We start from the raw sequence: 23392 nt of genomic DNA, 5'->3' as shown, positions 1-23392 counted from the left end.
CGCCTCGAGAACCGAGGGGACATACAACAGATGCGAGCGCAGCCTGCTACGTCTGAGGTGCGCAGGCTCGCAGCGCAACTTGTAGCATACGGGGGCAGCCGGGCAGGGTCAATGCGCGAAGCCCCCCACCCGGGGCGGATCGCCGCATAACCGGCACAATTCCCCCTTCTGGGGGTAGCGCCGCACGTCAGACGCCGCCTCGAGGCCACACAAGACCCGCGCCAGGCAGGACCCCTCGCGCGCCCCCTGTGGCGACAGCCGGGGCAACTTGACGGAAGAGTACGACGATGGAGCCGATCATCCAAGAGCCCGAAGCGTCCGAACCCGAGGCGACCCGACGGAACGCCGACGTCACCGAGAGCTCCCGCGCCAACCGGGGCTGGTGGGACCGCAACGCGGACGAGTACCAGACCGAGCACGGCACGTTCCTCGGCGACGACCGCTTCGTGTGGTGCCCCGAGGGGCTGGACGAGGTAGAGGCCGAGCTGCTCGGCCCGCCGGAGGACCTGAAGGACCGCGACGTCCTGGAGCTCGGCGCCGGCGCGGCCCAGTGCTCACGCTGGCTGGCCGCGCAGGGCGCGCGCCCGGTGGCCCTGGACATCTCGCACCGGCAGTTGCAGCACGCGCTGCGCATCGGGGGCCCGTTCCCGCTGGTGTGCGCCGACGCGGGCGCCCTGCCGTTCGCGGACGGCTCCTTCGACCTGGCCTGCTCGGCGTACGGGGCGCTGCCCTTCGTCGCCGACCCGCGGCTGGTGCTGCGCGAGGTGCGCCGGGTGCTGCGGCCCGGGGGCCGGTTCGTCTTCTCCGTCACGCATCCGATCCGCTGGGCGTTCCCGGACGAGCCCGGCCCGGAGGGGCTGAGCGTCTCCGGTTCCTACTTCGACCGCACGCCCTACGTCGAACAGGACGAGCAGGGCCGCGCGGTGTACGTCGAGCACCACAGGACGCTGGGCGACCGCGTCCGCGACATCACCGCCTCGGGCTTTCGTCTGGTGGACCTGGTGGAGCCCCGGTGGCCGGAGTGGAACACCTCCGAGTGGGGCGGCTGGTCCCCGCTGCGCGGCCGGCTGATCCCGGGCACGGCGATCTTCGTGTGCGTACGGGACTGAGTGCGTGGTCCGTCACGACGCGCTCGACGCCCTCCCGGTGCGCGAGGCCCTTCCCGCGCTGACCGACGCCCTGGAGACGCACGGCACCGCCGTTCTCGTCGCACCGCCCGGCACCGGCAAGACGACCCTCGTGCCGCTGGTGCTGGCCGGGCTGGTCGGTGGCGGTCCCGCGCGGCGGGTGGTGGTCGCCGAGCCCCGGCGGATCGCGGCGCGGGCGGCGGCCCGGCGGATGGCCTGGCTGCTGGGCGAGCAGGCCGGCGGGTCCGTGGGGTTCACGGTGCGCGGGGAGCGGGTGGCCGGGCGCCGCACGCGCGTGGAGGTCGTCACGACCGGCGTGCTCCTGCAGCGGCTGCAGCGGGACCAGGAACTGACCGGGGTGGACGCGGTGGTGCTCGACGAGTGCCACGAGCGGCATCTGGACGCGGACACGGCGGCGGCGTTCCTGTGGGACGTGCGCGAGACCCTGCGGCCGGAGCTGCGCCTGGTGGCCGCGTCGGCGACGACCGACGCGGCGGGCTGGGCGCGGCTGCTGGGCGACGCGCCCGTGGTCGAGGCGCACGGCACGGCCCATCCGGTGGAGGTGGTGTGGGCCCCTCCCGCGCGGCCGGTGCGGCCGCCGCACGGCATGCGGGTCGATCCGGCGCTGCTGACGCATGTGGCGTCGGTGGTGCGGCGGGCGCTGGCCGAACGGGACGGTGACGTCCTGGTGTTCCTGCCCGGCGTGGGCGAGATCGCCCGGGTCGCCGCGCAGCTGGGGCAACCCGGACGCCTCGGGGAGGTCGAGGTGCTCCAGGTCCACGGGCGGGCGCCGGCCGCGGTGCAGGACGCGGTGCTGGCACCCGGGCGGCGGCGCCGGGTGGTGCTGGCGACCTCGGTGGCGGAGTCGTCGCTGACGGTTCCGGGGGTCCGGGTGGTCGTGGACGCGGGACTCGCGCGTGAGCCCCGCGTCGACCACGCGCGCGGGCTGAGCGCGCTGACGACGGTACGGGCCTCGCAGGCGGCGGGCAGGCAGCGGGCGGGGCGGGCCGGACGTGAGGCACCGGGCACGGTGTACCGGTGCTGGGCGGAGGCCGAGGACGCGCGGCTGCCCCGGTTCCCCGCCCCCGAGATCGAGGTGGCCGATCTGACGGCGTTCGCGCTGCAGGCGGCCTGCTGGGGCGATCCGGACGCCTCCGGGCTCGCGCTGCTCGATCCGCCCCCGCGCGGGGCGATGGCGGCGGCCGGGGCCGTCCTGACGGCGATCGGGGCCGTCGGCGCCGACGGGCGGGCCACGGAACGGGGCACGCGGCTGGCCCGGCTGGGCCTGCATCCCCGGCTGGGGCGGGCGCTGCTGGACGCGGCACCGGCCGTGGGCCGCGCGCTCGCCGCCGAAGTGGTCGCGCTGATCGGCGAGGAGGCACCGCGCGGCTACGGGGACGATCTCGCCGATGCCCTGCGTGCCGTGCGGCGCGGGGACGACGCCTATGCGCAGCGGTGGCGGACGGAGGCGCGCCGGCTGCGGTCGCTCGTCTCGGAGGTCTCCTCGGAGGTCTCCCCGGAAGCCGTCCACGCCGCGCCTCCCGCGCCACCCGCGCCGACGGGCGCGGTGGGCGGGGACAGCCGGGAGGGCGGGGAGGGTGCCCGGGTCGGGCTGGTGGCCGCGCTCGCCTTTCCCGAGTGGATCGCCTGCGCGCAGGGCGGTTCGTATCTGATGGTGTCCGGGACGCGGGCCGAGGCCGGCGGGGGCACCGGGCTGCGGGGGGCTCCCTGGATCGCGGTCGCCGCCGCCGACCGGCCGGTGGGGCGGGGGCACGCGCGCGTGCGGCTCGGCGCGGTCGTCGACGAGGAGACCGCGCGGTGGGCGGCCGGGCCCCTGCTGGAGACGCGCGAGGAGGTGCACTGGGCCGACGGCGATGTCGTCGCCCGCCGGGTCGAGCGGCTGGGGGCGGTGGAGCTGGCGGTACGGCCCCGCGCCGACGCGGAGCCCGCCCTCGTGCGGGCCGCACTGCTGGACGGGCTGCGGCGGGAGGGGTTCGGGCTGCTGCGGTGGCCGGCGGGAGCATCCGTGCTGCGGCAGCGGCTGGCCTTTCTGCACGGCCGGCTCGGCGACCCCTGGCCCGCTGTGTCCGACGACGCGCTCCACGCGCGCGTGGCGGAGTGGCTGGAGCCCGAGCTGAGCCGCGCCCGGCGCCGGGCCGACCTGGCGCGGATCGACGCCGGCCAGGCCCTCGGCCGGCTGCTGCCGTGGGCGTCCGGGCAGGCCGCCCGGCTGGACGAACTGGCCCCCGAACGGATCACCGTCCCCAGTGGGTCCGCGATCCGGATCGACTACTCCGACGCCGGGCAGCCGGTGCTCGCGGTGAAACTCCAGGAGATGTTCGGGCTCCAGGAGACGCCGCGGGTGGCCGGGGTGCCCCTGCTGGTGCATCTGCTCTCCCCGGCCGGGCGGCCCGCCGCCGTCACCTCCGACCTCGCCTCCTTCTGGAAGGACGGATACAAGGGCGTACGGGCCGAACTGCGCGGCCGTTACCCCCGGCATCCGTGGCCCGAGGACCCGGCTGCCGCCGAACCGACCCGGCACACCAACGCACGGCTCAGGCGGTGACCCTGCTCCTATGAGCCGCTGGTGGGGCCGGGCGACGCCGTCCCGGCGGCGGCCACCGTCAGTTCGACCGTGAGGGTCGCGCCGCCCGCGGTGGTGACACGGAGCAGGAAGGTGCCGGTGGTGTCGTCCGCGTAGAGCTGCGGCAGCGTCAGGAGACCGTCCTCGTCCGTCTCCAGGCCGTTCAGGGTGCGGACGGCCTTGCCGTCGTCGTCCTTGAAGTAGGGGCCCTCGTCGTTGACGGCCGGGTCGTCGGCCGACGTGATCAGCGTGGCGGTGGCCGCGACCTTGCCGGCCGGGGCGCCGTCGTGGGTGGCCCGTACCTCGACCCGGTGGGCGAACTCGCCGCCCGGGGTGCAGGTCAGTGCCTCGTCACCGGTGCGCACGACGGTGTCGGCGGTGCGCTCGGTGACGGTGGCCCGGTAGTCGAGGCCCGGGACGATGCGGCCGACGACGGTGGCGCGGACGGTGACGTCGCCCGTCTTCTCGCCCGCCCGGAGCGCGGGCGCCACGGCGACGCCGGCACTGTCGGTGACGACGGTGGCCACGCTCTCGCCGCCGGTGAAGGTGGTGTCGGTGTCGCCGAGGACGGTGAAGCGGATCCGCACCTTCGCGACGGCCTTGCCTTCGCCCGTCTCCGCGCGGGCGCGGATCCTCTCGGTGAACGCGTCGCCCGCCCGCGCGGTGAGCCTGCCCGTGCCGGCGTTCTCCAGGTGGTCCACCGTGTCGGTGGGCGTGGGGGGCCTGCTGGGCGGCGGTGCCGTCGGGGGCTGTGTCGTGCCCGGCGGTGTGCTCGGCGTGCCCGGGGAGGAGGCCGGCGGCTTGGGGCCGGGGCTGCTGCTGCCGCCGCCCGGCGTGTCGGGGCTGGGGCTGGGCTTCGGTGACGTGCCCGGGGCCGCCGGGGTGGTGCCCGGCGCCGTAGACGGCGCCGACGGCGAAGAGGGCGATGACGGGGATGACGGCGATGACGGGGAGGGACTCGTGGTGCGGTCGTCGCTGCGGTCGCCGGGCAGGGTGCCGGTGCCGTCCGGGATCTCGTGCGTGCCCTTGCGGTAGTACTCCAGCCACGACAGGACGGTGTTCAGGTAGTCCCTCGAAGGGTTGTAGCTGAGGATCGCCTTGTCGAGGTCCGCCCGGTCGGACAGGTCCCAGCCGAAGCGGCACAGGTAGTGACCGGCCGCCAGGGCGGCGTCGTAGATGTTGTTGGGGTCCTTGCGGCCGTCGCCGTTGCCGTCGCGGCCCGCCCATTTCCAGGTGGACGGGATGAACTGCATGGGGCCGACGGCGTTGTCGTAGGCACTGTTGCCGTCGTACTCGCCGTTGTCGGTGTCCCGGATGAGCGCGAAGCCGTTGCCGTCGAGCTGCGGGCCGATGATCGGGGAGAGGGTGGTGCCGTCGGCGTCGACGCGCCCGCCGCGGGCCTGGCCGGACTCCACCTTGCCGATGGCGGCGAGCAGTTGCCAGGGCAGGTTGCAGCCGGGCTTGGACTCGCGCAGCGCCGCCTCGGCCTTCTTGTAGGCGTCGAGGACGGTCGCGGGTATGCCCGCCTCGGAAGCGCCCGGCGTGAGCGGGTCGGTGCTCGCGGACGGGGCGGGGTTGGGGCTGTTGAGCGGCGGAAGGTCCGTGTAGTAGGGCGAGTTGCCGGTCGCGCCGGGGTCGTCGGTGCTTTCGCCGGGCGCCGAGGTGGCGTCCGGCGCGGCCCGCCCGCCCGGGTCGCCGATCGTCGCGCCCGGGGCCTGGGACGCGGACAGGGCCGCCACCGCGGCCGCCGCCACGGCGGTGGTTGCCGCTCCCTTGCGCAGCCTCCTGCCGAAATGCGCCGCCATAGAGTGAACCCCTCCCCGCGGACGCCGGAGCATCCGTCGTCATCTGTCACGCCCGCCCGGTTGTGACGATCCAGCCCGCCCGCCGGTTGCACCTGACACGGCGACTCCCGCGACCCTACGGCAACATCCTTTGCCCGCACACCCGTTCATGCCCGGTATTCGCCGGTTGGCCACACTCGTCCCCGCACGGGTACGGACTGCGGTGTCGCTCATACTGTGGTCCGCCGAGCACCGGGACCGACCGGCCCGGTCAACGAGCCCTCCGAGGAGCCGAGTTGCCCTTCACGTTGAGCCATGCGGCGGCGGTCCTGCCCGCCGTACGAACCGACGGGACCGGCCGGGGCCCCCTGGTGCCGGCCGTTCTCGTGGCGGGCAGTCTCGCCCCGGACCTGACCTACTACGCGGCCAGTGTCCTGTCCGGAGCGATGGAGTTCGGGGACTTCACCCACTCGTTCCCGGGCGTCCTGACCGTGGATGTGTGCATCGCCTGGGCGCTGGTGGGTCTGTGGCTCCTGATCCGCGAACCGCTCGTGGCGCTGCTGCCGCGGCCCTGGCAGGGGCGGACGTCCGCCCTGCTGCGCTGCGGCACGCCGCCCGCGCGGGTGCGGGCCTCCCTGGTGGCGCGCTGGTACGTCTCGGCCGTGCTCGGTGCGCTGACGCATGTGGTGTGGGACGCCTTCACGCACCTCGACCGGTGGGGGATGCGGGTCTTTCCCGTCCTGGGACGGGAGATCGCGGGCTCACCGCTGTACTGGTATCTGCAGTACGGCGGTTCGGCGGTGGCCGCGGTGGTGATCGTCGTGTTCCTGGCACGGGCGCTGAAGCGGGCGGCGCCCCGGTCCGCGCCGGCGGGGGTGGCGACGCTGTCCGCTGCCGACCGGTGGGGGGCCGCCGCGCTGCTCGGCGGCTGTGCGCTGGTGGGGGCCGTGCATCGGGCCGCGCGGTGGTGGGACTACTGGGGTGCGACCGCGAAGCCCTGGGAGCTGATTCCCACGGTGTGTTTCGGGGCGGGCGCCGGGCTCGTGACCGCGCTGCCGCTGTACGCCGTGGCGGTCAGGGCGCTGCGTCCGGCCCCGGTCACCGGGGACCCCGATGACGCCGGTACGGGGCGGCCGAGCCGTACGGCCGCACGCTGAGGGGCTCCCCGGCCGCCACGAACACGGTGACGGTACGGACGGGGCGGGGGCGGGGCAGCAGGGTGAGGGTGAGCGCCAGATAGCTGCGGGTCAGCTCGGCCCACAGCCGCCACGGGGGCGGCTCGCCGGCACCGGGCGACGGGGCGGACGGTGCGGCGGCCCCGCGGCCGGTGCACCATCGGCCGACGCGGCGCAACGCGGTCGTCAGGGGGGCGGGAGTACGGGCGGTACTTGCGGTGGCCGCGAAGACCGGAACCGGCGAGAACGCCTCGAGGGTGGGTCCGTCGGCGTCGGTCGGCGGGGGCCCCGCTCTGCGGTGAAGCATGCGTATACCCATGCCCCGCATCCTGGCGCCCGGCCCCCGCGACGGCCTGCCCGCGAGGTCCACGCGGGTGAGACCCCTCAGGGGACGAAGCCGAGGACGAAGCCGAGGACGGGGTCGTGCCGGAGGACGCCATCGGGCGCCCTCCGGCACGGCCCGCCGACTCCGCCCGGCAGGGCTAGTGCGCCGCCGACTCCCAGTCCGGGCCCGCGCCGATCGAGACACCCAGGGGGACGCGGAGCCGGACCGCGGCGGCCATCTCCCGGCGGATCAGCTCTTCCGCGGCCGGGCGCTCGCCGGGGGCGATCTCCAGGACGATTTCGTCGTGGACCTGGAGGAGCATCCGGGACGTGAGGTCCGCCTCGCGCAGCGCCCGGTCCACGTTCAGCATGGCGATCTTGACGATGTCCGCCGCCGTGCCCTGGATCGGCGCGTTCAGCGCCATCCGCTCGGCCGCCTCGCGGCGCTGGCGGTTGTCGCTGTTGAGGTCGGGCAGGTAGCGCCGGCGGCCGAAGAGGGTCGCCGTGTAACCCGTCGCCCGAGCCTCGTCGACCACGCGGCGCAGGTAGTCCCGCACCCCGCCGAACCGCTCGAAGTACGCGTCCATCAGGGCGCGGGCCTCGGCCGCCTCGATGTTCAGCTGCTGGGAGAGGCCGAAGGCGGACAGCCCGTACGCGAGGCCGTACGACATCGCCTTGATCTTGCGGCGCATCTCCGCGTCGACCGCGGACTGCTCGACCGCGAACACCTGCGCGGCGGCGGTGGTGTGCAGGTCCTCGCCGGAGGTGAACGCCTCGATGAGTCCGGCGTCCTCGGAGAGGTGCGCCATCACCCGCAGTTCGATCTGGCTGTAGTCCGCCGTCATCAGCGACTCGAAGCCTTCCCCGACGACGAACCCGCGACGGATCGCGCGGCCCTCGTCGGTACGGACCGGGATGTTCTGCAGGTTCGGGTCGGTCGACGACAGGCGGCCGGTGGCGGCGACCGTCTGGTTGAACGTGGTGTGGATGCGGCCGTCCGCGGCGATGGTCTTGATCAGCCCCTCGACGGTGACGCGCAGCTTCGCCTGCTCACGGTGCCGGAGCATGATCACCGGCAGTTCGTTGTCGGTCCGGCCCGCCAGCCAGGCCAGGGCGTCGGCGTCGGTGGTGTACCCGGTCTTGGTCTTCTTCGTCTTCGGCAGGCCGAGTTCACCGAAGAGGACCTCCTGGAGCTGCTTGGGCGAGCCCAGGTTGAACTCGTGTCCCGCCGCCGCGTGCGCTTCCTGCACGGCCTGCTGCACGGCGCCCGCGAACATCTGCTCCATGCCCTCGAAGTGGGTCCGGTCCGCCGCGATGCCGTGCCGCTCCATGCGGGCCAGCAGGACGGACGTCGGCAGCTCCACGTCCCGCAGCAGATCCGCGGCGCCCACCTCCGTCAGACGGTCCTCGAAGGCTTCGCCCAGGTCGAGGACCGCGCGGGCCTGCACCATCAGCGCCTCGGCCTCGGCGGTGTCGTCCGCGCCGAAGGCCAGCTGGCCGTCGGCCGCGGCGGCGGGCTCCAGCTCGCGGTGCAGGTACTCCAGGGACAGCGCGTCCAGGTCGAAGGAGCGGCGGCCCGGCTTGACCAGGTAGGCGGCGAGCGCGGTGTCCATGGAGACGCCCCGGATGCTCCAGCCGTGCTCGGCGAAGACCCGCATCGCGCCCTTGGCGTTGTGGAACACCTTGGACCGCTCCGCGTCGGCGAGCCATGCGGCGAACGCCCGCTCGTCGCCCTCGTCCAGCTCGGCCGGGTCGAACCAGGCGGCCGGCCCCGCGGCCGCCGCCAGGGCGACCTCGGCGACCGAGCCGGCCCCCAGCGCCCAGGTGTCGACCGTGGCGACGCCGAGGGGCGCGGTGCCGTGCTCGGCGAGCCAGCCGGCCAGCTCGCCCGCGCCCAGGACGGTGCCGTCCAGCTCCACCCCGTCCGCGACGACCGGGGCCGCCTCGGGCTCCTGCGCACCGGGGTCGACGGCGAAGAGCCGCTCGCGCAGCGACGGGTTCCTGATCTCCAGGGTGTCCAGGATCATCGCGACGGCCTTGCGGTCGTAGGCGGTCCGCTCCAGGTCGGTGACGTCCCTGCCCAGCTCGACCTGCCGCTCCAGCTCGGTGAGGCGGCGGTTGAGCTTGACCGACTCCAGGTGGTCGCGCAGATTCTGCCCGACCTTGCCCTTGACCTCGTCGACCCGCTCGACGAGGTCCGCGAAGGAACCGAACTGGTTGATCCACTTCGCCGCCGTCTTCTCACCGACGCCGGGAATGCCGGGCAGGTTGTCGGACGGGTCGCCGCGCAGCGCCGCGAAGTCCGGGTACTGCGCGGGCGTCAGCCCGTACTTCTCGACCACCTTCTCCGGGGTGAACCGGGTCAGCTCGGAGACACCCTTGGTCGGGTACAGCACCGTGGTGTGCTCGGAGACCAGCTGGAAGGAGTCCCGGTCGCCGGTGACGATCAGCACGTCGAAGCCCTCGGCCTCGGCCCGGGTGGCGAGCGTGGCGATGACGTCGTCCGCCTCGAAGCCCTCGACGGCGAAGCGCGGGGCGCTCATCGCGTCGAGCAGCTCACCGATCAGCTCGACCTGTCCCTTGAACTCGTCCGGTGTCTTGGAGCGGTTCGCCTTGTACTCGGGGAACTCCGCCGACCGCCAGGTCTTGCGGGAGACGTCGAAGGCCACCGCGAAGTGGGTGGGCGCCTCGTCGCGCAGCGTGTTCGCCAGCATCGACGCGAAACCGTAGATCGCGTTCGTCGGCTGGCCCGTCGCGGTCGTGAAGTTCTCCACGGGCAGCGCGAAGAACGCGCGGTAGGCCAGCGAGTGCCCGTCCATGAGCATCAGTCGCGGACGGGCCTCGCCGGAGGTCTGGTCGGTCTTCTTCGCTGCTGTCTCTGCCACGCCCCCGATCCTGCCACGCGCCACTGACACTCGGCCCCGCCCCCGTACCCCGGGACGCCCCCCGGCACCGGGACCACCCGCACCGGCCCCGAATCCTCCGGCCTCCGCCCGGCCCCCGTCGCCGTCACCGCCGCGTGCGAGGATCGGAGGCGTACGTCACACGTGTACGCGAAGAGGAGTGCGCGATGGCCACCAAACCGCCCAAGGGTGATCCGGTCCAGGACGCGCCGCAGGTCACCGAGCCGAAACGCGCGGCCGCGGGCCTCACGGCGATCGGCCACAGCCTGCGCATGGCGCACCGGCAGATGGGCCTGAAGCGGACGGCGCTGACCCTGCTCGACGTCAACCAGAAGGACGGCTTCGACTGTCCGGGCTGCGCCTGGCCCGAGCCGGAGCACCGGCACACCGCGGAGTTCTGCGAGAACGGCGCGAAGGCCGTGGCCGAGGAGGCCACCCTGCGCCGGGTCACTCCCGAGTTCTTCGCCGCGCACCCCGTCGCCGACCTGGCCGGCCGCAGCGGCTACTGGCTGGGCCAGCAGGGCCGCCTGACCCGCCCCGTGTACCTCCCCGAGGGCGGCGACCGCTACGAGCCCGTCACCTGGGAGCGCGCCTTCGACATCGTCGCCGAGGAGATCACCGCCCTCGGCTCCCCCGACGAGGCCCTCTTCTACACCTCCGGACGCACCAGCAACGAGGCCGCCTTCCTCTACCAGCTCTTCGCGCGCGAACTCGGCACCAACAACCTGCCCGACTGCTCGAACCTGTGCCACGAGTCCTCCGGCTCCGCCCTGTCCGAGACGATCGGCGTCGGCAAGGGCAGCGTCCTGCTGGAGGACCTCTACAAGTCCGACCTGATCATCGTCGCCGGACAGAACCCCGGCACCAACCACCCCCGCATGCTGTCCGCCCTGGAGAAGGCCAAGGCGAACGGCGCGCGGATCATCACCGTCAACCCGCTGCCCGAGGCGGGCCTGGAGCGCTTCAAGAACCCGCAGACCCCCAAGGGCCTCGCCACCGGCACCGCCCTGACCGACCTGTTCCTGCAGATCCGCCTCGGCGGCGACCAGGCCCTCTTCCGCATCCTCAACAAGCTGATCGTCGACACGCCCGGCGCCGTCGACGAGGACTTCGTCCGCGAACACACGCACGGCTACGAGGAGTTCGCCGAGGCCGCCCGCGCCGCCGACTGGGACGCGACACTCGCCGCGACCGGCCTCACCCGCGACGACATCGAGCAGTGCCTGCGCATGGTCCTCGCGTCGAAGCGCGTCATCGTGTGCTGGGCGATGGGCCTCACCCAGCACAAGCACTCCGTTCCCATGATCCGCGAGATCGTCAACTTCCTGCTGCTGCGCGGCAACATCGGCCGCCCCGGCGCGGGCGTCTGCCCGGTGCGCGGCCACTCCAACGTCCAGGGCGACCGCACCATGGGCATCTTCGAACGGCCCGCACCGGAGTTCCTGGACGCCCTGGAGAAGGAGTTCGGCTTCACGCCCCCGCGCGAGCACGGCTACGACGTCGTACGGGCCATCCGCGCGCTGCGCGACGGGAAGGCGAAGGTGTTCTTCGCCATGGGCGGCAACTTCGTCGCCGCCTCCCCCGACACGGAGGTCACCGAGGCCGCGATGCGCCGGGCCCGGCTGACCGTGCACGTGTCGACCAAGCTGAACCGCTCGCACGCCGTCACCGGTGCGCGCGCCCTGATCCTGCCGACCCTGGGCCGCACCGAACGCGACCTGCAGGACGGTGGCGAGCAGTTCGTGACGGTCGAGGACTCCATGGGCATGGTGCACGCCTCCCGCGGCCGCCTCGAACCGGCGAGCGGGCAGCTGCTGTCCGAACCGGCCATCGTGTGCCGGCTGGCCCGCCGGGTCCTCGGCGCGGACAGCAAGGTCCCCTGGGAGGAGTTCGAGAAGGACTACGCGACGATCCGCGACCGCATCGCGCGCGTGATCCCCGGCTTCGAGGACTTCAACGCGCGCGTGGCGCACCCCGGAGGGTTCGCCCTCCCCCACGCCCCGCGCGACGAACGGCGCTTCCCCACCGCCACCGGCAAGGCCAACTTCACCGCCGCGCCGGTGGAGTACCCCGAACTGCCCGAGGGGCGGCTGCTGCTGCAGACACTGCGCTCGCACGACCAGTACAACACCACGATCTACGGCCTGGACGACCGCTACCGGGGCATCAAGAACGGCCGCCGCGTGGTGTTCGTCAACCCGCAGGACGCGCGGGAACTGGGGCTCGCGGACGGCTCGTACGTCGACCTGGTCAGCGAGTGGAAGGGCAGCGGGAACGGCGACGACCGCGACGACCGCGACATCATCGAGGAACGCCGGGCGCCCGGTTTCCGCGTGGTGCACTACCCGACGGCCCGCGGCTGCGCCGCCGCGTACTACCCGGAGACCAACGTCCTGGTGCCGCTGGACGCGACCGCGGACACCAGCAACACCCCGGCCAGCAAGTCCGTCGTGGTCCGTCTGGAACAATCGGCGGCCGACTGAGCGTTTGCTCAGTGGCCACCGCCGCGGCCCTGGCGGTGCCGCAGTGCCGTATGCCGCAGTGATCACGACGAACGGAGCCGGGCCCCATGGGAGAGCAGCAGCACGTGAAGTTCCCGCAAGAGGTCATCGACGAGTACACCGCGCTCGGCGTGGATCTGCAGGCACTCTTCTCCGCGGGCCATCTCGGTACGCGCATGGGCGTGCAGATCCTGGAGGCCTCGGCCGAGCGGGTCGTCGGGACGATGCCGGTGGAGGGCAACACCCAGCCCTACGGGCTGCTGCACGGCGGCGCCTCCGCCGTACTGGCCGAGACCCTGGGCTCGGTGGGGTCGATGCTGCACGGCGGTGCCACCAGGATCGCCGTGGGCGTCGACCTCAACTGCACCCACCACCGGGGCGCCCGCTCCGGCCTGGTCACCGGCGTCGCCACCCCGGTGCACCGGGGGCGGTCCACGGCGACGTACGAGATCGTCATCAGCGACGAGGCCGACAGGCGGCTGTGCACCGCGCGCCTGACCTGTCTGCTGCGGGACGTGAACCCGGGCGACGCCGAGCGGGCGGCCGGCGCCACCGGCTGACCGGCGCGTGAGGGTGCGGGGGCGGCCGTGCGGCCGCCCCCGCACCCGTTTCCCGGCACCGCCACGGCCCGCACCGCCGCCCGCCACGGGTGGCGGGCAGCCGGTGGCGGGCGGGCGCTCCACCGTTCGGGACATGAAGCGAAAGGCGCCTCCCGGCCCGCCGTGCGGGCCTTCGGCCCCTGCCCACCGCGGTGCCGCTCCGGGCGGCCGTCCCGGCCGCCGACTGCGGCCCGTGACGGCATCCTGCGACGCCGTGGCCGTCGCGCGTCCCGCCGGTGAACCCCAAGGCCGACCGGCCACCCGCGACCTGACCCGCCGTCAGCCGAGCGAGTCCCGCGCCGAGCGGCGCCGCGCGAACAAACCGGCCGAAGTGCACCGGCATTGACCGGCCTCGCCCCGCGGAACCCCGCGACGGGACCAGTGACTCGGCCGTTCCACCTCTCCCCCCGCACCTTCCGGCCCGCACCGCACGCCGTGGAGCACCCCCGCCGTTCCCGCCCGAAGTGACCGCTATCACCCCCCTGAAACCGCAGGCCACAAGCCCGGGAGGGGGTAAACGGAATTCCGGACTCACCGCCAAACTCCGTGCAGAATACAGCTATTCCGTCGCCGTCATCCATACATTTCCAGCCACCCGCGATACCCGCCCCGACCCCCGATCCGGGCGCCCCTTTCCGGACAAAATCAGGCCCCGTACACAAGATCACCATCACCCCGCACGCCACGGAATGCGAAGAATCGCCGGGGCGCCGGACAGCCCTTCCGGGCGTAACTCTACGTAATACGCGTGCGATACGGACCCACGGCCCCACCTGCGGCCCCCGCCCCGCACAGGATCTCCCCCCAAGCCCGACAGGTCGCCTGCAGCAACGATTTCAGGTAATCACCAAAACCCCTGACACACCTGAACTCCTCCCGTCCGGTCCTGCGGTTTCTCATGATCCGGACAGCGCAAAACGGATGTAATTCCGCCGTACCCCCCACGGAATACCGCTCTGCAATACGTCGTGTCATAACAAGAGAGTCACAGCCTTGGCCAGACCCTCCTCCGCATTCCCCACACCCGCTTAGAGTCACGGCCAGTCACCGCGCCGCCTGATTGTCACTTCGGCCCAGCGCTCGACTCGGCCGTTTCCACCGGGAAACGCCCGTCAGGGGAAAGGACTGGATCGTGCGTCAACGTTCGCTCATCGCCATCACCGCCGCGCTGTCAGCGGGAGCGCTCACCCTCACCGCCTGCGGCTCACGAGGCGGAGACGAGGGACCGGACTCCGGCAACGGCGGCACCACCACCGTCACCATCGGCGTCGACGCCCCGCTGACCGGCGACCTGTCCGCACTGGGGCTCGGCATCAAGAACTCCGCCGACCTGGCCGCCAAGACTGCCAACAAGCAGAACTTCGTCAAGGGCGTCACCTTCAAGATCGTGGCCCTCGACGACCAGGCACAGCCCTCCTCGGGCCAGCAGAACGCCGTCAAACTCGTCGCCGACAAGACCGTCCTCGGCGCCGTCGGCCCCCTCAACACCTCCGTCTCCGAGTCCATGCAGAAGGTCTTCGACGACGCGAAGCTCGTCCAGGTCTCCCCCGCCAACACCGGCCCCTCCCTCAGCCAGGGCCCCGACTGGCAGACCAAGAAGGTGCGCCAGTACAAGGCCTACTTCCGCACCTCGACCACGGACGCCGTCCAGGGCCCGTTCGCCGCGCAGTACGTCTACAACGACGCCAAGAAGAAGAAGGTCTTCGTCATCGACGACAAGAAGACCTACGGCGCGGGCCTCGCCGGCACCTTCACCGAGGAGTTCAAGAAGCTCGGCGGCAAGGTCGTCGGCACCGAGCACATCAACCCCGACACCAAGGACTTCTCCGCGGTCGCCACCAAGGTGAAGAAGTCCGGCGCGGACGTCGTCTACTACGGCGGCGAGTACCCGCAGGCCGGCCCGCTCAGCAAGCAGATCAAGGCCGCCGGCGCCAAGATCCCGCTCGTCGGCGGCGACGGCATCAACGACGCCGACTTCGTCAAACTGGCCGGCCCCGACAGCACCGGCGACCTCGCCACCTCCGTCGGCGCCCCGGTCGAGGAACTCGACTCCGCCAAGAAGTTCGTGGCCGACTACAAGGACGCCGGCTACAAGGACGAGTACTCGGCCTACGGCGGCTACTCCTACGACTCCGCCTGGGCCATCATCGAGGCCGTCAAGAAGGTCGTCGAGGACAACGGCGGCAAGCTGCCCTCCGACGCCCGCGCCAAGGTCACCGAGGCCATGCAGAACGTCTCCTTCGACGGAGTGACCGGCCAGGTCTCCTTCGACGAGTTCGGTGACGCCACCAACAAGCAGCTCACCGTCTACAAGGTCGAGGACGGAGCCTTCGTGCCCGTCAAGTCCGGTACCTTCACGGGCTGACCGAGCCCTACCACTCAACCAGCCGCGCGGGGCGCTGTTCCACTGGCGCCCCGCGCGTGCTCGCATCCGTCGAACATCCGAAAGTCTCGGAGGACATGCGGTGAACGAACTGCCGCAGCAGCTGGTCAACGGCCTGCTACTGGGATCCATGTACGGGCTGGTCGCCATCGGCTACACAATGGTCTACGGCATCGTCCAGCTCATCAACTTCGCCCACGGCGAGATCTTCATGACCGGCGCCTTCGGCGCACTCTCGGTCTACCTGTGGGTACTTCCGAACGGCACGTCCATGTGGATCGCGCTGCCGCTCATGCTCCTCGGCGCCATCATCGTCGCCGTCCTCGTCGCCATGGGGGCGGAACGGTTCGCCTACCGCCCCCTGCGCGGCGGCCCACGCCTGGCGCCCCTGATCACCGCCATCGGTCTCTCCCTCGCCCTGCAGCAGGCGGTGTGGGCCTGGTACCCGGAAGCCAAGTCCGCCCGCACCTTCCCGCAGATCGACGGAGGCCCCTTCGAGATCGGCAGCGTCACCATCCAGACCGGTGACATCTTCGTCTTCTGCGCCGCCCCGATCAGCATGGCCATCCTCGGCTACTTCGTCATGAAGACCCGTACGGGACGCGGCATGCAGGCCACCGCCCAGGACCCCGACACCGCCAAGCTCATGGGCGTCAACACCGACCGCATCATCGTGGTCGCCTTCGCCCTCGGCGCCACCTTCGCCGCCGTCGGCGGTGTCGCCTACGGCCTCAAGTACGGCCAGATCGAATTCCGCATGGGCTTCATCCTCGGCCTCAAGGCCTTCACCGCGGCAGTCCTCGGCGGCATCGGCAACATCTACGGCGCCATGATCGGCGGCCTCGTCCTCGGCGTCGCCGAAACCCTCGCCACCGCCTACATCTCCGACATCCCCGGCATGCACCAGTTCGGCAGCCAGTCCTGGGCCGACGTCTGGGCGTTCGTACTCCTCATCCTCGTGCTGCTGTTCCGGCCACAGGGCCTGCTCGGCGAGCGCGTCGCGGACAGGGCGTGACACCGATGACCACACAGATCACCGCACCCGAAACCCCCAACGCCCCCACCACCGGCAGCGCACCCACCGGGCTCATCCCCCTCCCGGAACACATCGGCCGCGCCCTGGCCACCGGCGGCGCCCTCCTGACCGTCGCCTCCGCCTTCCTCGCCTGGACCTGGACCTCCGCCTTCCCCGGCGACCTCACCGTCTATGGCTACCCCGGCGGCCTCCAGGTACTCGTCCTCATCGGCGGAGCCCTGACCGCCCTCTTCGCCCTCTCCTCCTACAGCGTCAAGGGCCTCGGCTGGGCCACCCCCGCCGGCGCCGACGCGGCCATCAAACTCGCGGCCCTCGCCGCCTTCGGCACCACCTGGTACACGGTGCTCGCCATCAGCGTGAAACTCGGCGGCGTCGTCAACCTGGAACCCGGCGGCTACCTCGCCGCCGCCGCCAGCCTCACCGCCCTCCTCGGCGCCCTGGCCCTCCCCTTCGAGCGCCCCGACCCCGACCCCATCGACCCCGAGGACAGCGGCTGGAACCAGTTCAAGCACAAAACAGCCCACGGCAAGAGGCAACTGCAGGCAGCCTTCGCCACCGGCACCATCCGCCCCCTCGGCAAACTCCCCTCCTACGCCGAGATCCTCATCATCATCGCGGCCATGGCCATCGGCCTCACCGTCTTCACCTACGGCATCGGCACCGCGTACGACGAACTCTTCATCGGCTTCCTCATCACCGTCGGCCTCTGCTTCACCGCACTCCTCAAGGCCGGACTGGTGGCCCGCATCTCGGCGATCACCTCCAAGCACCGCAACATCACCATGATCGGCGCCTTCGTCGCCGCCGCCGCCTTCCCCTTCACCCAGTCCGACGACCAGTACGCCACCATCGGCGTCTACATCCTGATCTTCGCCACCGTCGCACTCGGCCTGAACATCGTCGTCGGCCTCGCCGGCCTCCTCGACCTCGGATACGTCGCCTTCCTCGGCGTCGGCGCCTACACCGCCGCCCTGGTCTCCGGCTCACCCTCCTCACCCCTGCACATCCAGATGCCGTTCTGGGCCTCGGCACTGCTCGGCGCCCTGGTCTCCATGATCTTCGGCGTCCTCATCGGCGCCCCCACCCTGCGGCTGCGCGGCGACTACCTCGCCATCGTCACCCTCGGCTTCGGTGAGATCTTCCGCATCGCCGTCCTCAACACCGACGGCACCTCCGGACCCGACATCACCAACGGCTCCGCCGGCATCTCCTCCATCCCGAACCTGAACATCCTCGGCTTCGACTTCGGCCAGGAACACACCCTCCTCGGATTCACCATCGGCCGCTTCGCCAACTACTTCCTGCTGATGCTGCTCATCACACTGGTCGTCGTGATCGTCTTCCGGCGCAGCAGCGACTCCCGCATCGGCCGCGCCTGGATCGCCGTCCGCGAGGACGAGACCGCCGCACGCGCCATGGGCATCAACGGCTTCCGCGTCAAGCTCGTCGCCTTCGCCCTCGGCGCCACCCTGGCCGGCCTCGCCGGCGCCGTCCAGGCCCACGTCACCTACACCGTGACCCCCGAGCAGTACATGTTCGCCCACGTCGTCCCGCCCAACTCTGCCTTCCTGCTCGCCGCGGTCGTCCTCGGCGGCATGGGCACCATCAGCGGCCCGCTCGTCGGCGCAGCCCTGCTCTACCTCATCCCGGCCAAGCTCCAGTTCCTCGGCGACTACCAACTCCTGGCCTTCGGTCTCGCACTCGTCCTGCTCATGCGCTTCCGCCCGGAGGGCCTCATCCCCAACCGGCGCCGCCAGCTCGAGTTCCACGAGAACACGGAAGCGCCCGCAGCCCTCAGCAAGGCAGGGGTCTGACCCATGACAACCGACACCACCACCCAGGGCGCCACGCCCGACGCGACCGCCCCCCGCGAGACCGTCCTCGACGCACGGGGCGTCACCATGCGCTTCGGCGGCCTCACCGCCGTACGCGGAGTCGACCTCACCGTCAACAGCGGCGAGATCGTCGGACTCATCGGCCCCAACGGTGCCGGCAAGACCACCTTCTTCAACTGCCTGACCGGCCTCTACATCCCCACCGAGGGCGAAGTCCGCTACAAGGACAAGGTCCTGCCGCCCAAGTCCTTCAAGGTCACCGCGGCCGGCATCGCCCGCACCTTCCAGAACATCCGCCTGTTCGCCAACATGACGGTCCTGGAAAACGTGCTCGTCGGCCGGCACACCCGCACCAAGGAAGGACTCTGGTCCGCCCTGCTGCGCGGCCCCGGCTTCCACAAGGCCGAAGCCGCCTCCCGCGAACGCGCCATGGAACTCCTCGAGTTCGTCGGCCTCGCCCACAAGGCCGACCACCTCTCACGCAATCTGCCCTACGGCGAACAGCGCAAACTCGAGATCGCCCGCGCCCTGGCCAGCGAACCCGGCCTGCTGCTCCTCGACGAGCCCACCGCCGGCATGAACCCGCAGGAAACCCGCGCCACCGAAGAACTGATCTTCGCCATCCGGGACATGGGCATCGCCATCCTCGTCATCGAGCACGACATGCGGTTCATCATGAACCTCTGCGACCGCGTCGCCGTACTCGTCCAGGGCGAAAAGCTCATCGAAGGCGACAGCGCCACCGTCCAGCAGGACGAACGCGTCATCGCCGCCTACCTCGGCGAGCCCTTCGAAGGAGCGCCCGGCGAGGAGGAGATCGCCGAGGTCGAGAGAGCCGAAGCACAGGCCGAGACGCAGGCCGAGACCCAGGCCGAGGCAGAGGCCGGGACAGCGGCCGACACCACGACAGACGCCGATGCCGCCGAGGCCACCACGGACGCCGCGCCCGGCAAGGAGAACGACCGATGACCGCACTCCTCGAAGTCGAAGACCTCAAAGTCGCCTACGGCAAGATCCAAGCCGTCAAGGGGATCTCCTTCAAGGTCGAAGCCGGCGAAGTCGTCACCCTCATCGGCACCAACGGCGCCGGCAAAACCACCACCCTGCGCACCCTCTCCGGCCTCCTCAAGCCGGTCGGCGGCCAGATCAAGTTCAACGGCAAATCACTCAAGAAAACCCCGGCGCACGACATCGTCGCCCTCGGCCTCGCCCACTCCCCCGAAGGCCGGCACATCTTCCCCCGCATGTCCATCGAGGACAACCTCCGCCTCGGCGCCTTCCTCCGCAACGACAAGGCAGGCATCGAGAAGGACATCCAACGCTCCTACGACCTCTTCCCCATCCTCGGAGAACGCCGCAAGCAGGCCGCAGGCACCCTCTCCGGCGGAGAACAACAAATGCTCGCCATGGGCAGGGCACTCATGTCCCAGCCCAAACTCCTCATGCTCGACGAACCCTCCATGGGCCTCTCACCGATCATGATGCAGAAAATCATGGCCACCATCGCCGAACTCAAGGCCCAGGGCACCACCATCCTGCTCGTCGAACAGAACGCCCAGGCCGCCCTCTCCCTCGCCGACCACGGCCACGTCATGGAAGTCGGCAACATCGTCCTCTCCGGAACCGGACAGAACCTCCTCCACGACGAATCCGTCCGCAAGGCCTACCTCGGCGTCGACTGACCCCCACCCACCCCGGAAAACCCCGAGGCCCGCGCCCCCACCAGGGAACGCGGGCCTCACCCATACCCACCTCTAACCCTTCGCCGCCTTCTTCTCCGCCGCGTCGTCGATGACCGCCTGCGCCACCTGCTGCATCGACATCCGCCGATCCATCGACGTCTTCTGGATCCACCGGAACGCCGCCGGCTCCGACAGCCCGTACACCGTCTGCAACACCGACTTCGCCCGGTCCACCAGCTTCCGCGTCTCCAGCCGCAGACTCAGATCCGCGACCTCACGCTCCAGCTCCCGCAACTCCGTGAACCGCGACACCGCCATCTCGATCGCCGGCACCACATCACTCTTCGAGAACGGCTTCACCAGATACGCCATCGCCCCCGCGTCCCGCGCCCGCTCCACCAGATCACGCTGCGAGAACGCCGTCAGCATCAACACCGGCGCGATACTCTCCTCGGCGATCTTCTCCGCCGCCGAGATACCGTCCAGCTTCGGCATCTTCACATCGAGGATCACCAGATCCGGCCGGTGCTCCCGCGCCAGCTCCACCGCCCGCTCACCGTCACCGGCCTCACCGACGACGGTGTACCCCTCCTCCTCCAGCATCTCCTTGAGATCGAGCCGGATCAGCGCCTCGTCCTCGGCGATGACGACGCGCGTCGTCATCGGAGGCACGTGCGACTTGTCGTCGTCGGACGCGTCTACTGGCTGGGGCAACTCGGGGACGCTCACGTGGGGGCTCCTTGGTGCGGGGCAGACCGGTACTGCTGACAAGAGCGTACCCAGCTGCGGTAAGGTGGGGGCACGGCGGGTGACCGCCAACCTTCGTTTCATAGGCCCCGGTATTCCAACTGGTTAGAGAAGCGGTGCTCAAACCACCGACAGTGTGGGTTCGAATCCCACCCGGGGCACTTTTCCTTCGTTTCCAAGATTACGCTCCCGGGTCAGTGTCCACGTTCGCGTGAACGTCCGCCTTTTATTGCGTGTCACTGCGGTCATTGGCGCACGGTGTGCACATGTACGACCTCAGCACTCGCAAGCAAGCACTCGCCCTGGTGGCCCAGGGCCGCAGTCTCAACTCGGTGAGCCACGAGACAGGCATCTCGCGCGCCGCGATCAGGTCCTGGCAGCACCGCCTGGAGCCCCTGCCTCGAATGACGTCTCCCGCCCCAGGGCCACCTGCCGATGAGTACGCCTACACCTATCTTCTGGGCCTCTACCTCGGCGATGGCTGCATCAGCGCGCACCCGCGTTCCGGCTACTACCTGCGGATCGCCTGCGCGGACGCGTGGCCAGGGTTGATCGAACAGTGCCGTGAAGCCATTTGCCGAGTCCGCCCCGGCATCGGCATCTACGTCCAGCCGAAGCAGGGCTGTGTGGCAGTCACCAGCTACTCCCCCTACTGGCCACAACTCTTCCCCCAGCACGGCCCGGGCAAGAAGCACGAGCGCCTGATCGTCCTCGAGCCCTGGCAGCGGGCCGTCGTCGACGCTCACCCGTGGGAGTTCGTCCGCGGTCTCGTTCACTCCGACGGGTGCCGGATCACCAACTGGACCACCCGGGTGGTCGGCGGTGAGCGGAAGCGCTACGAGTACCCCCGGTACTTCTTCACCAACAAGTCGGACGACATCCGGAGGCTGTACACCGATGCCCTGGACCGGCTCGGTGTCGAGTGGACGCACTGCACCCGGGGCGGTGCCCCCTTCAACATCTCCGTCGCCAAGAAGGCCTCCGTCGCCCTCATGGACCGTCATGTGGGGCCCAAGTACTGAACCGGGGCCCCGGTGAGGCTACTTGAGGGTGTCGTCCTCGCCGATGTGGTGGACGCGGACGAGGTTGGTCGTGCCGGGGACTCCCGGAGGGGAGCCGGCCGTGATGACGACCGTGTCGCCCTTCTCGCAGCGGGCGTACCGCAGGAGGAGCTCGTCGACCTGGTCGACCATGGCGTCGGTGGTGTCGACGTGAGGGCCGAGGAAGGTTTCGACGCCCCAGGTGAGGCTGAGCCGGGAGCGGGTGGCGGGGTCGGTGGTGAAGGCGAGGAGGGGGATGGGTGAGCGGTAGCGGGAGAGGCGTCGGGCGGTGTCGCCGGACTGGGTGAAGGCGACGAGGAACCTGGCGTCGAGGAAGTCGCCGATTTCCGCTGCCGCGCGGGCCACGGCGCCGCCCTGGGTGCGGGGTTTGTTGCGTTCGGTGAGGGGTGGGAGGCCTTTGGCGAGGAGGTCCTCCTCTGCTGCTTCGATGATGCGGGCCATGGTGCGGACGGTGCGGATGGCGTGTTTGCCGACGCTGGTTTCGCCGGAGAGCATGACGGCGTCGGCGCCGTCGAGGACGGCGTTGGCGACGTCGGAGGCTTCGGCGCGGGTGGGGCGGGCGTTGTCGATCATCGAGTCGAGCATTTGGGTGGCGACGATGACCGGTTTGGCATTGCGTTTGGCGAGTTTGATGGCGCGTTTTTGAACGATGGGGACTTGTTCGAGTGGCATTTCGACGCCGAGGTCTCCGCGGGCGATCATCACGGCGTCGAAGGCGGCCACGATGTCGTCGATGTTCTCGACGGCCTGGGGTTTTTCGATTTTGGCGATGACGGGGAGCCGGCGGCCTTCTTCCTCCATGATGCGGTGGACGTCCTTGATGTCGCGTCCGCTGCGTACGAAGGAGAGGGCGATGACGTCGAATCCGGTGCGCAGGGCCCAGCGGAGGTCGTCTTCGTCTTTTTTGGAGAGGGCGGGGACGGAGACGGCGACGCCGGGGAGGTTGAGGCCTTTGTGGTCGGAGACCATGCCGCCTTCGATGACGGTGGTGCGGACGCGGGGGCCGTCGACGCCGGTGACTTCGAGGGTGACTCTGCCGTCGTCGATGAGGATGCGTTCGCCGGGGGTGACGTCGTCTGCGAGGCCGGCGTGGGTGGTGCCGCTGCTGTGGCGGTCGCCTTGGGCGCCGTCTTCGACGGTGATGGTGAAGGTGTCGCCGCGTTCGAGGAGTACGGGGCCTTCGGTGAAGTGGCCGAGTCTGATTTTCGGGCCTTGGAGGTCGGCGAGGAGGCCGACGCTGCGGCCGGTTTCGTCGGCGGCCTTTCGTACGCGGTGGTAGCGCTCCTCGTGCTCGGCGTGGGTGCCGTGGCTGAGGTTGAGTCGGGCGACGTCCATTCCGGCGTCGACCAGGTGTTTGATCTGGTCGTATGTGTCGGTGGCGGGCCCCAGCGTGCAGACGATTTTTGCTCGGCGCATGGTGTGAGCCTAGGGCTTACCGATGGGTAGCGATGAGGTCGTATGTGTCCGTTCGGCGGACTGCTCATGAATGCTTATGGACAAGGGTTGAATTGTGCGACCGGATGCTCGTATGAGCATTCATGACTGCTACTCATAAGCCGGTCGTAGGTCAGTCATATGTCGGTCGTATGTCGGTCATGAGTTCGCGTGGTCGGGGGTTCCGTGCGGTGCGGCGCCCCCGACGGCAAAGCGT

At 70.8% G+C, this 23392-nt stretch carries 16 protein-coding genes and 1 tRNA gene; 12 read left to right on the top strand and 5 right to left on the bottom strand.

Annotated features, from left to right (window positions below; all coding sequences use genetic code 11):
- The first annotated feature begins 287 nt into the window (after positions 1-287).
- Complete coding sequence (locus PYS65_RS27430; protein WP_279336615.1) at positions 288-1109, top strand: class I SAM-dependent methyltransferase; 822 nt, start codon at positions 288-290, stop codon at positions 1107-1109.
- A gap of 4 nt (positions 1110-1113) precedes the next feature.
- Positions 1114-3693, top strand: coding sequence for an ATP-dependent helicase HrpB (hrpB, locus tag PYS65_RS27425; protein ID WP_279336614.1), 2580 nt, complete (start codon positions 1114-1116; stop codon positions 3691-3693).
- A gap of 8 nt (positions 3694-3701) precedes the next feature.
- On the opposite strand, the gene PYS65_RS27420 is transcribed toward hrpB, so the two are convergent.
- Positions 3702-5516 carry a lytic transglycosylase domain-containing protein gene (locus tag PYS65_RS27420; protein WP_279336613.1) on the bottom strand — a complete coding sequence of 605 codons (1815 nt, stop codon included), beginning with the start codon at positions 5514-5516 and terminating at the stop codon, positions 3702-3704.
- Between the two features lie 275 nt (positions 5517-5791).
- On the opposite strand from PYS65_RS27420, the gene PYS65_RS27415 reads away from it, so the two are divergent.
- Complete coding sequence (locus tag PYS65_RS27415) at positions 5792-6652, top strand: DUF4184 family protein (RefSeq protein WP_279336612.1); 861 nt, start codon at positions 5792-5794, stop codon at positions 6650-6652.
- Here PYS65_RS27415 and PYS65_RS27410 read toward each other — a convergent pair.
- Both PYS65_RS27410 and polA read right to left on the bottom strand, forming a co-directional pair.
- On the bottom strand, positions 6594-6989 hold the full coding sequence (locus PYS65_RS27410) for a hypothetical protein (protein ID WP_279336611.1): 396 nt from the start codon (positions 6987-6989) through the stop codon (positions 6594-6596). The genes PYS65_RS27415 and PYS65_RS27410 overlap by 59 nt on opposite strands.
- Before the next feature lie 163 nt (positions 6990-7152).
- Positions 7153-9879 (bottom strand): DNA polymerase I, encoded by a 2727-nt coding sequence (gene polA, locus PYS65_RS27405; protein ID WP_279336610.1) that lies wholly within the window; start codon positions 9877-9879, stop codon positions 7153-7155.
- Between the two features lie 185 nt (positions 9880-10064).
- On the opposite strand from polA, the gene PYS65_RS27400 reads away from it, so the two are divergent.
- The 7 genes from PYS65_RS27400 (at position 10065) to PYS65_RS27370 (ending at position 19933) form a co-directional block, all read left to right on the top strand.
- Positions 10065-12380, top strand: a complete 2316-nt coding sequence (locus PYS65_RS27400) for an FdhF/YdeP family oxidoreductase (protein ID WP_279336609.1) — start codon at positions 10065-10067, stop codon at positions 12378-12380.
- Positions 12381-12466: 86 nt separating this feature from the next.
- On the top strand, positions 12467-12958 hold the full coding sequence (locus tag PYS65_RS27395) for a PaaI family thioesterase (RefSeq protein ID WP_279336608.1): 492 nt from the start codon (positions 12467-12469) through the stop codon (positions 12956-12958).
- 1171 nt (positions 12959-14129) lie between these two features.
- Positions 14130-15362 carry a branched-chain amino acid ABC transporter substrate-binding protein gene (locus PYS65_RS27390; protein ID WP_279336607.1) on the top strand — a complete coding sequence of 411 codons (1233 nt, stop codon included), beginning with the start codon at positions 14130-14132 and terminating at the stop codon, positions 15360-15362.
- 100 nt (positions 15363-15462) lie between these two features.
- On the top strand, positions 15463-16395 hold the full coding sequence (locus PYS65_RS27385) for a branched-chain amino acid ABC transporter permease (RefSeq protein ID WP_279336606.1): 933 nt from the start codon (positions 15463-15465) through the stop codon (positions 16393-16395).
- 5 nt (positions 16396-16400) lie between these two features.
- A complete protein-coding gene (locus PYS65_RS27380) occupies positions 16401-18230 on the top strand; it encodes a branched-chain amino acid ABC transporter permease (protein WP_279336605.1) in 1830 nt (609 codons plus the stop codon).
- A 3-nt stretch (positions 18231-18233) separates the two neighbouring features.
- On the top strand, positions 18234-19220 hold the full coding sequence (locus PYS65_RS27375) for an ABC transporter ATP-binding protein (RefSeq protein WP_279336604.1): 987 nt from the start codon (positions 18234-18236) through the stop codon (positions 19218-19220).
- On the top strand, positions 19217-19933 hold the full coding sequence (locus tag PYS65_RS27370; RefSeq protein ID WP_279336603.1) for an ABC transporter ATP-binding protein: 717 nt from the start codon (positions 19217-19219) through the stop codon (positions 19931-19933). Before PYS65_RS27375 ends, PYS65_RS27370 begins: the two co-directional genes overlap by 4 nt.
- Before the next feature lie 72 nt (positions 19934-20005).
- On the opposite strand, the gene PYS65_RS27365 is transcribed toward PYS65_RS27370, so the two are convergent.
- Complete coding sequence (locus PYS65_RS27365; RefSeq protein WP_279336602.1) at positions 20006-20662, bottom strand: ANTAR domain-containing response regulator; 657 nt, start codon at positions 20660-20662, stop codon at positions 20006-20008.
- Positions 20663-20766: 104 nt separating this feature from the next.
- Between PYS65_RS27365 and PYS65_RS27360 the strand changes: the two genes are divergently transcribed.
- Positions 20767-20841: transfer RNA gene (locus tag PYS65_RS27360), tRNA-Leu, on the top strand.
- Positions 20842-20946: 105 nt separating this feature from the next.
- A complete protein-coding gene (locus PYS65_RS27355) occupies positions 20947-21702 on the top strand; it encodes a helix-turn-helix domain-containing protein (protein ID WP_279336601.1) in 756 nt (251 codons plus the stop codon).
- 18 nt (positions 21703-21720) lie between these two features.
- Here PYS65_RS27355 and pyk read toward each other — a convergent pair whose 3' ends face one another.
- A complete protein-coding gene (gene pyk / locus PYS65_RS27350; protein WP_279336600.1) occupies positions 21721-23157 on the bottom strand; it encodes a pyruvate kinase in 1437 nt (478 codons plus the stop codon).
- Positions 23158-23392 lie beyond the last annotated feature (235 nt).

Origin of the sequence: Streptomyces cathayae (assembly GCF_029760955.1) — a bacterium.
In the GTDB taxonomy this organism is placed as follows: Bacteria; Actinomycetota; Actinomycetes; order Streptomycetales; family Streptomycetaceae; genus Streptomyces; species Streptomyces cathayae.
Note: the sequence above shows the minus strand (reverse complement) of the source record. Positions and strands in the feature narration are given on the sequence as shown.

What these genes read in the sequence shown, in the direction of transcription:
- PYS65_RS27430 (WP_279336615.1), top strand. Translation starts at nt 288, where the DNA reads ATGGAGCCGATCATCCAAGAGCCCGAAGCGTCCGAACCCGAGGCGACC.
- PYS65_RS27420 (WP_279336613.1), bottom strand. Translation starts at nt 5,516, where the DNA reads ATGGCGGCGCATTTCGGCAGGAGGCTGCGCAAGGGAGCGGCAACCACC.
- PYS65_RS27410 (WP_279336611.1), bottom strand. Translation starts at nt 6,989, where the DNA reads ATGGGTATACGCATGCTTCACCGCAGAGCGGGGCCCCCGCCGACCGAC.
- PYS65_RS27400 (WP_279336609.1), top strand. Translation starts at nt 10,065, where the DNA reads ATGGCCACCAAACCGCCCAAGGGTGATCCGGTCCAGGACGCGCCGCAG.
- PYS65_RS27395 (WP_279336608.1), top strand. Translation starts at nt 12,467, where the DNA reads ATGGGAGAGCAGCAGCACGTGAAGTTCCCGCAAGAGGTCATCGACGAG.
- PYS65_RS27380 (WP_279336605.1), top strand. Translation starts at nt 16,401, where the DNA reads ATGACCACACAGATCACCGCACCCGAAACCCCCAACGCCCCCACCACC.
- PYS65_RS27375 (WP_279336604.1), top strand. Translation starts at nt 18,234, where the DNA reads ATGACAACCGACACCACCACCCAGGGCGCCACGCCCGACGCGACCGCC.
- PYS65_RS27370 (WP_279336603.1), top strand. Translation starts at nt 19,217, where the DNA reads ATGACCGCACTCCTCGAAGTCGAAGACCTCAAAGTCGCCTACGGCAAG.
- PYS65_RS27355 (WP_279336601.1), top strand. Translation starts at nt 20,947, where the DNA reads ATGTACGACCTCAGCACTCGCAAGCAAGCACTCGCCCTGGTGGCCCAG.
- pyk (WP_279336600.1), bottom strand. Translation starts at nt 23,157, where the DNA reads ATGCGCCGAGCAAAAATCGTCTGCACGCTGGGGCCCGCCACCGACACA.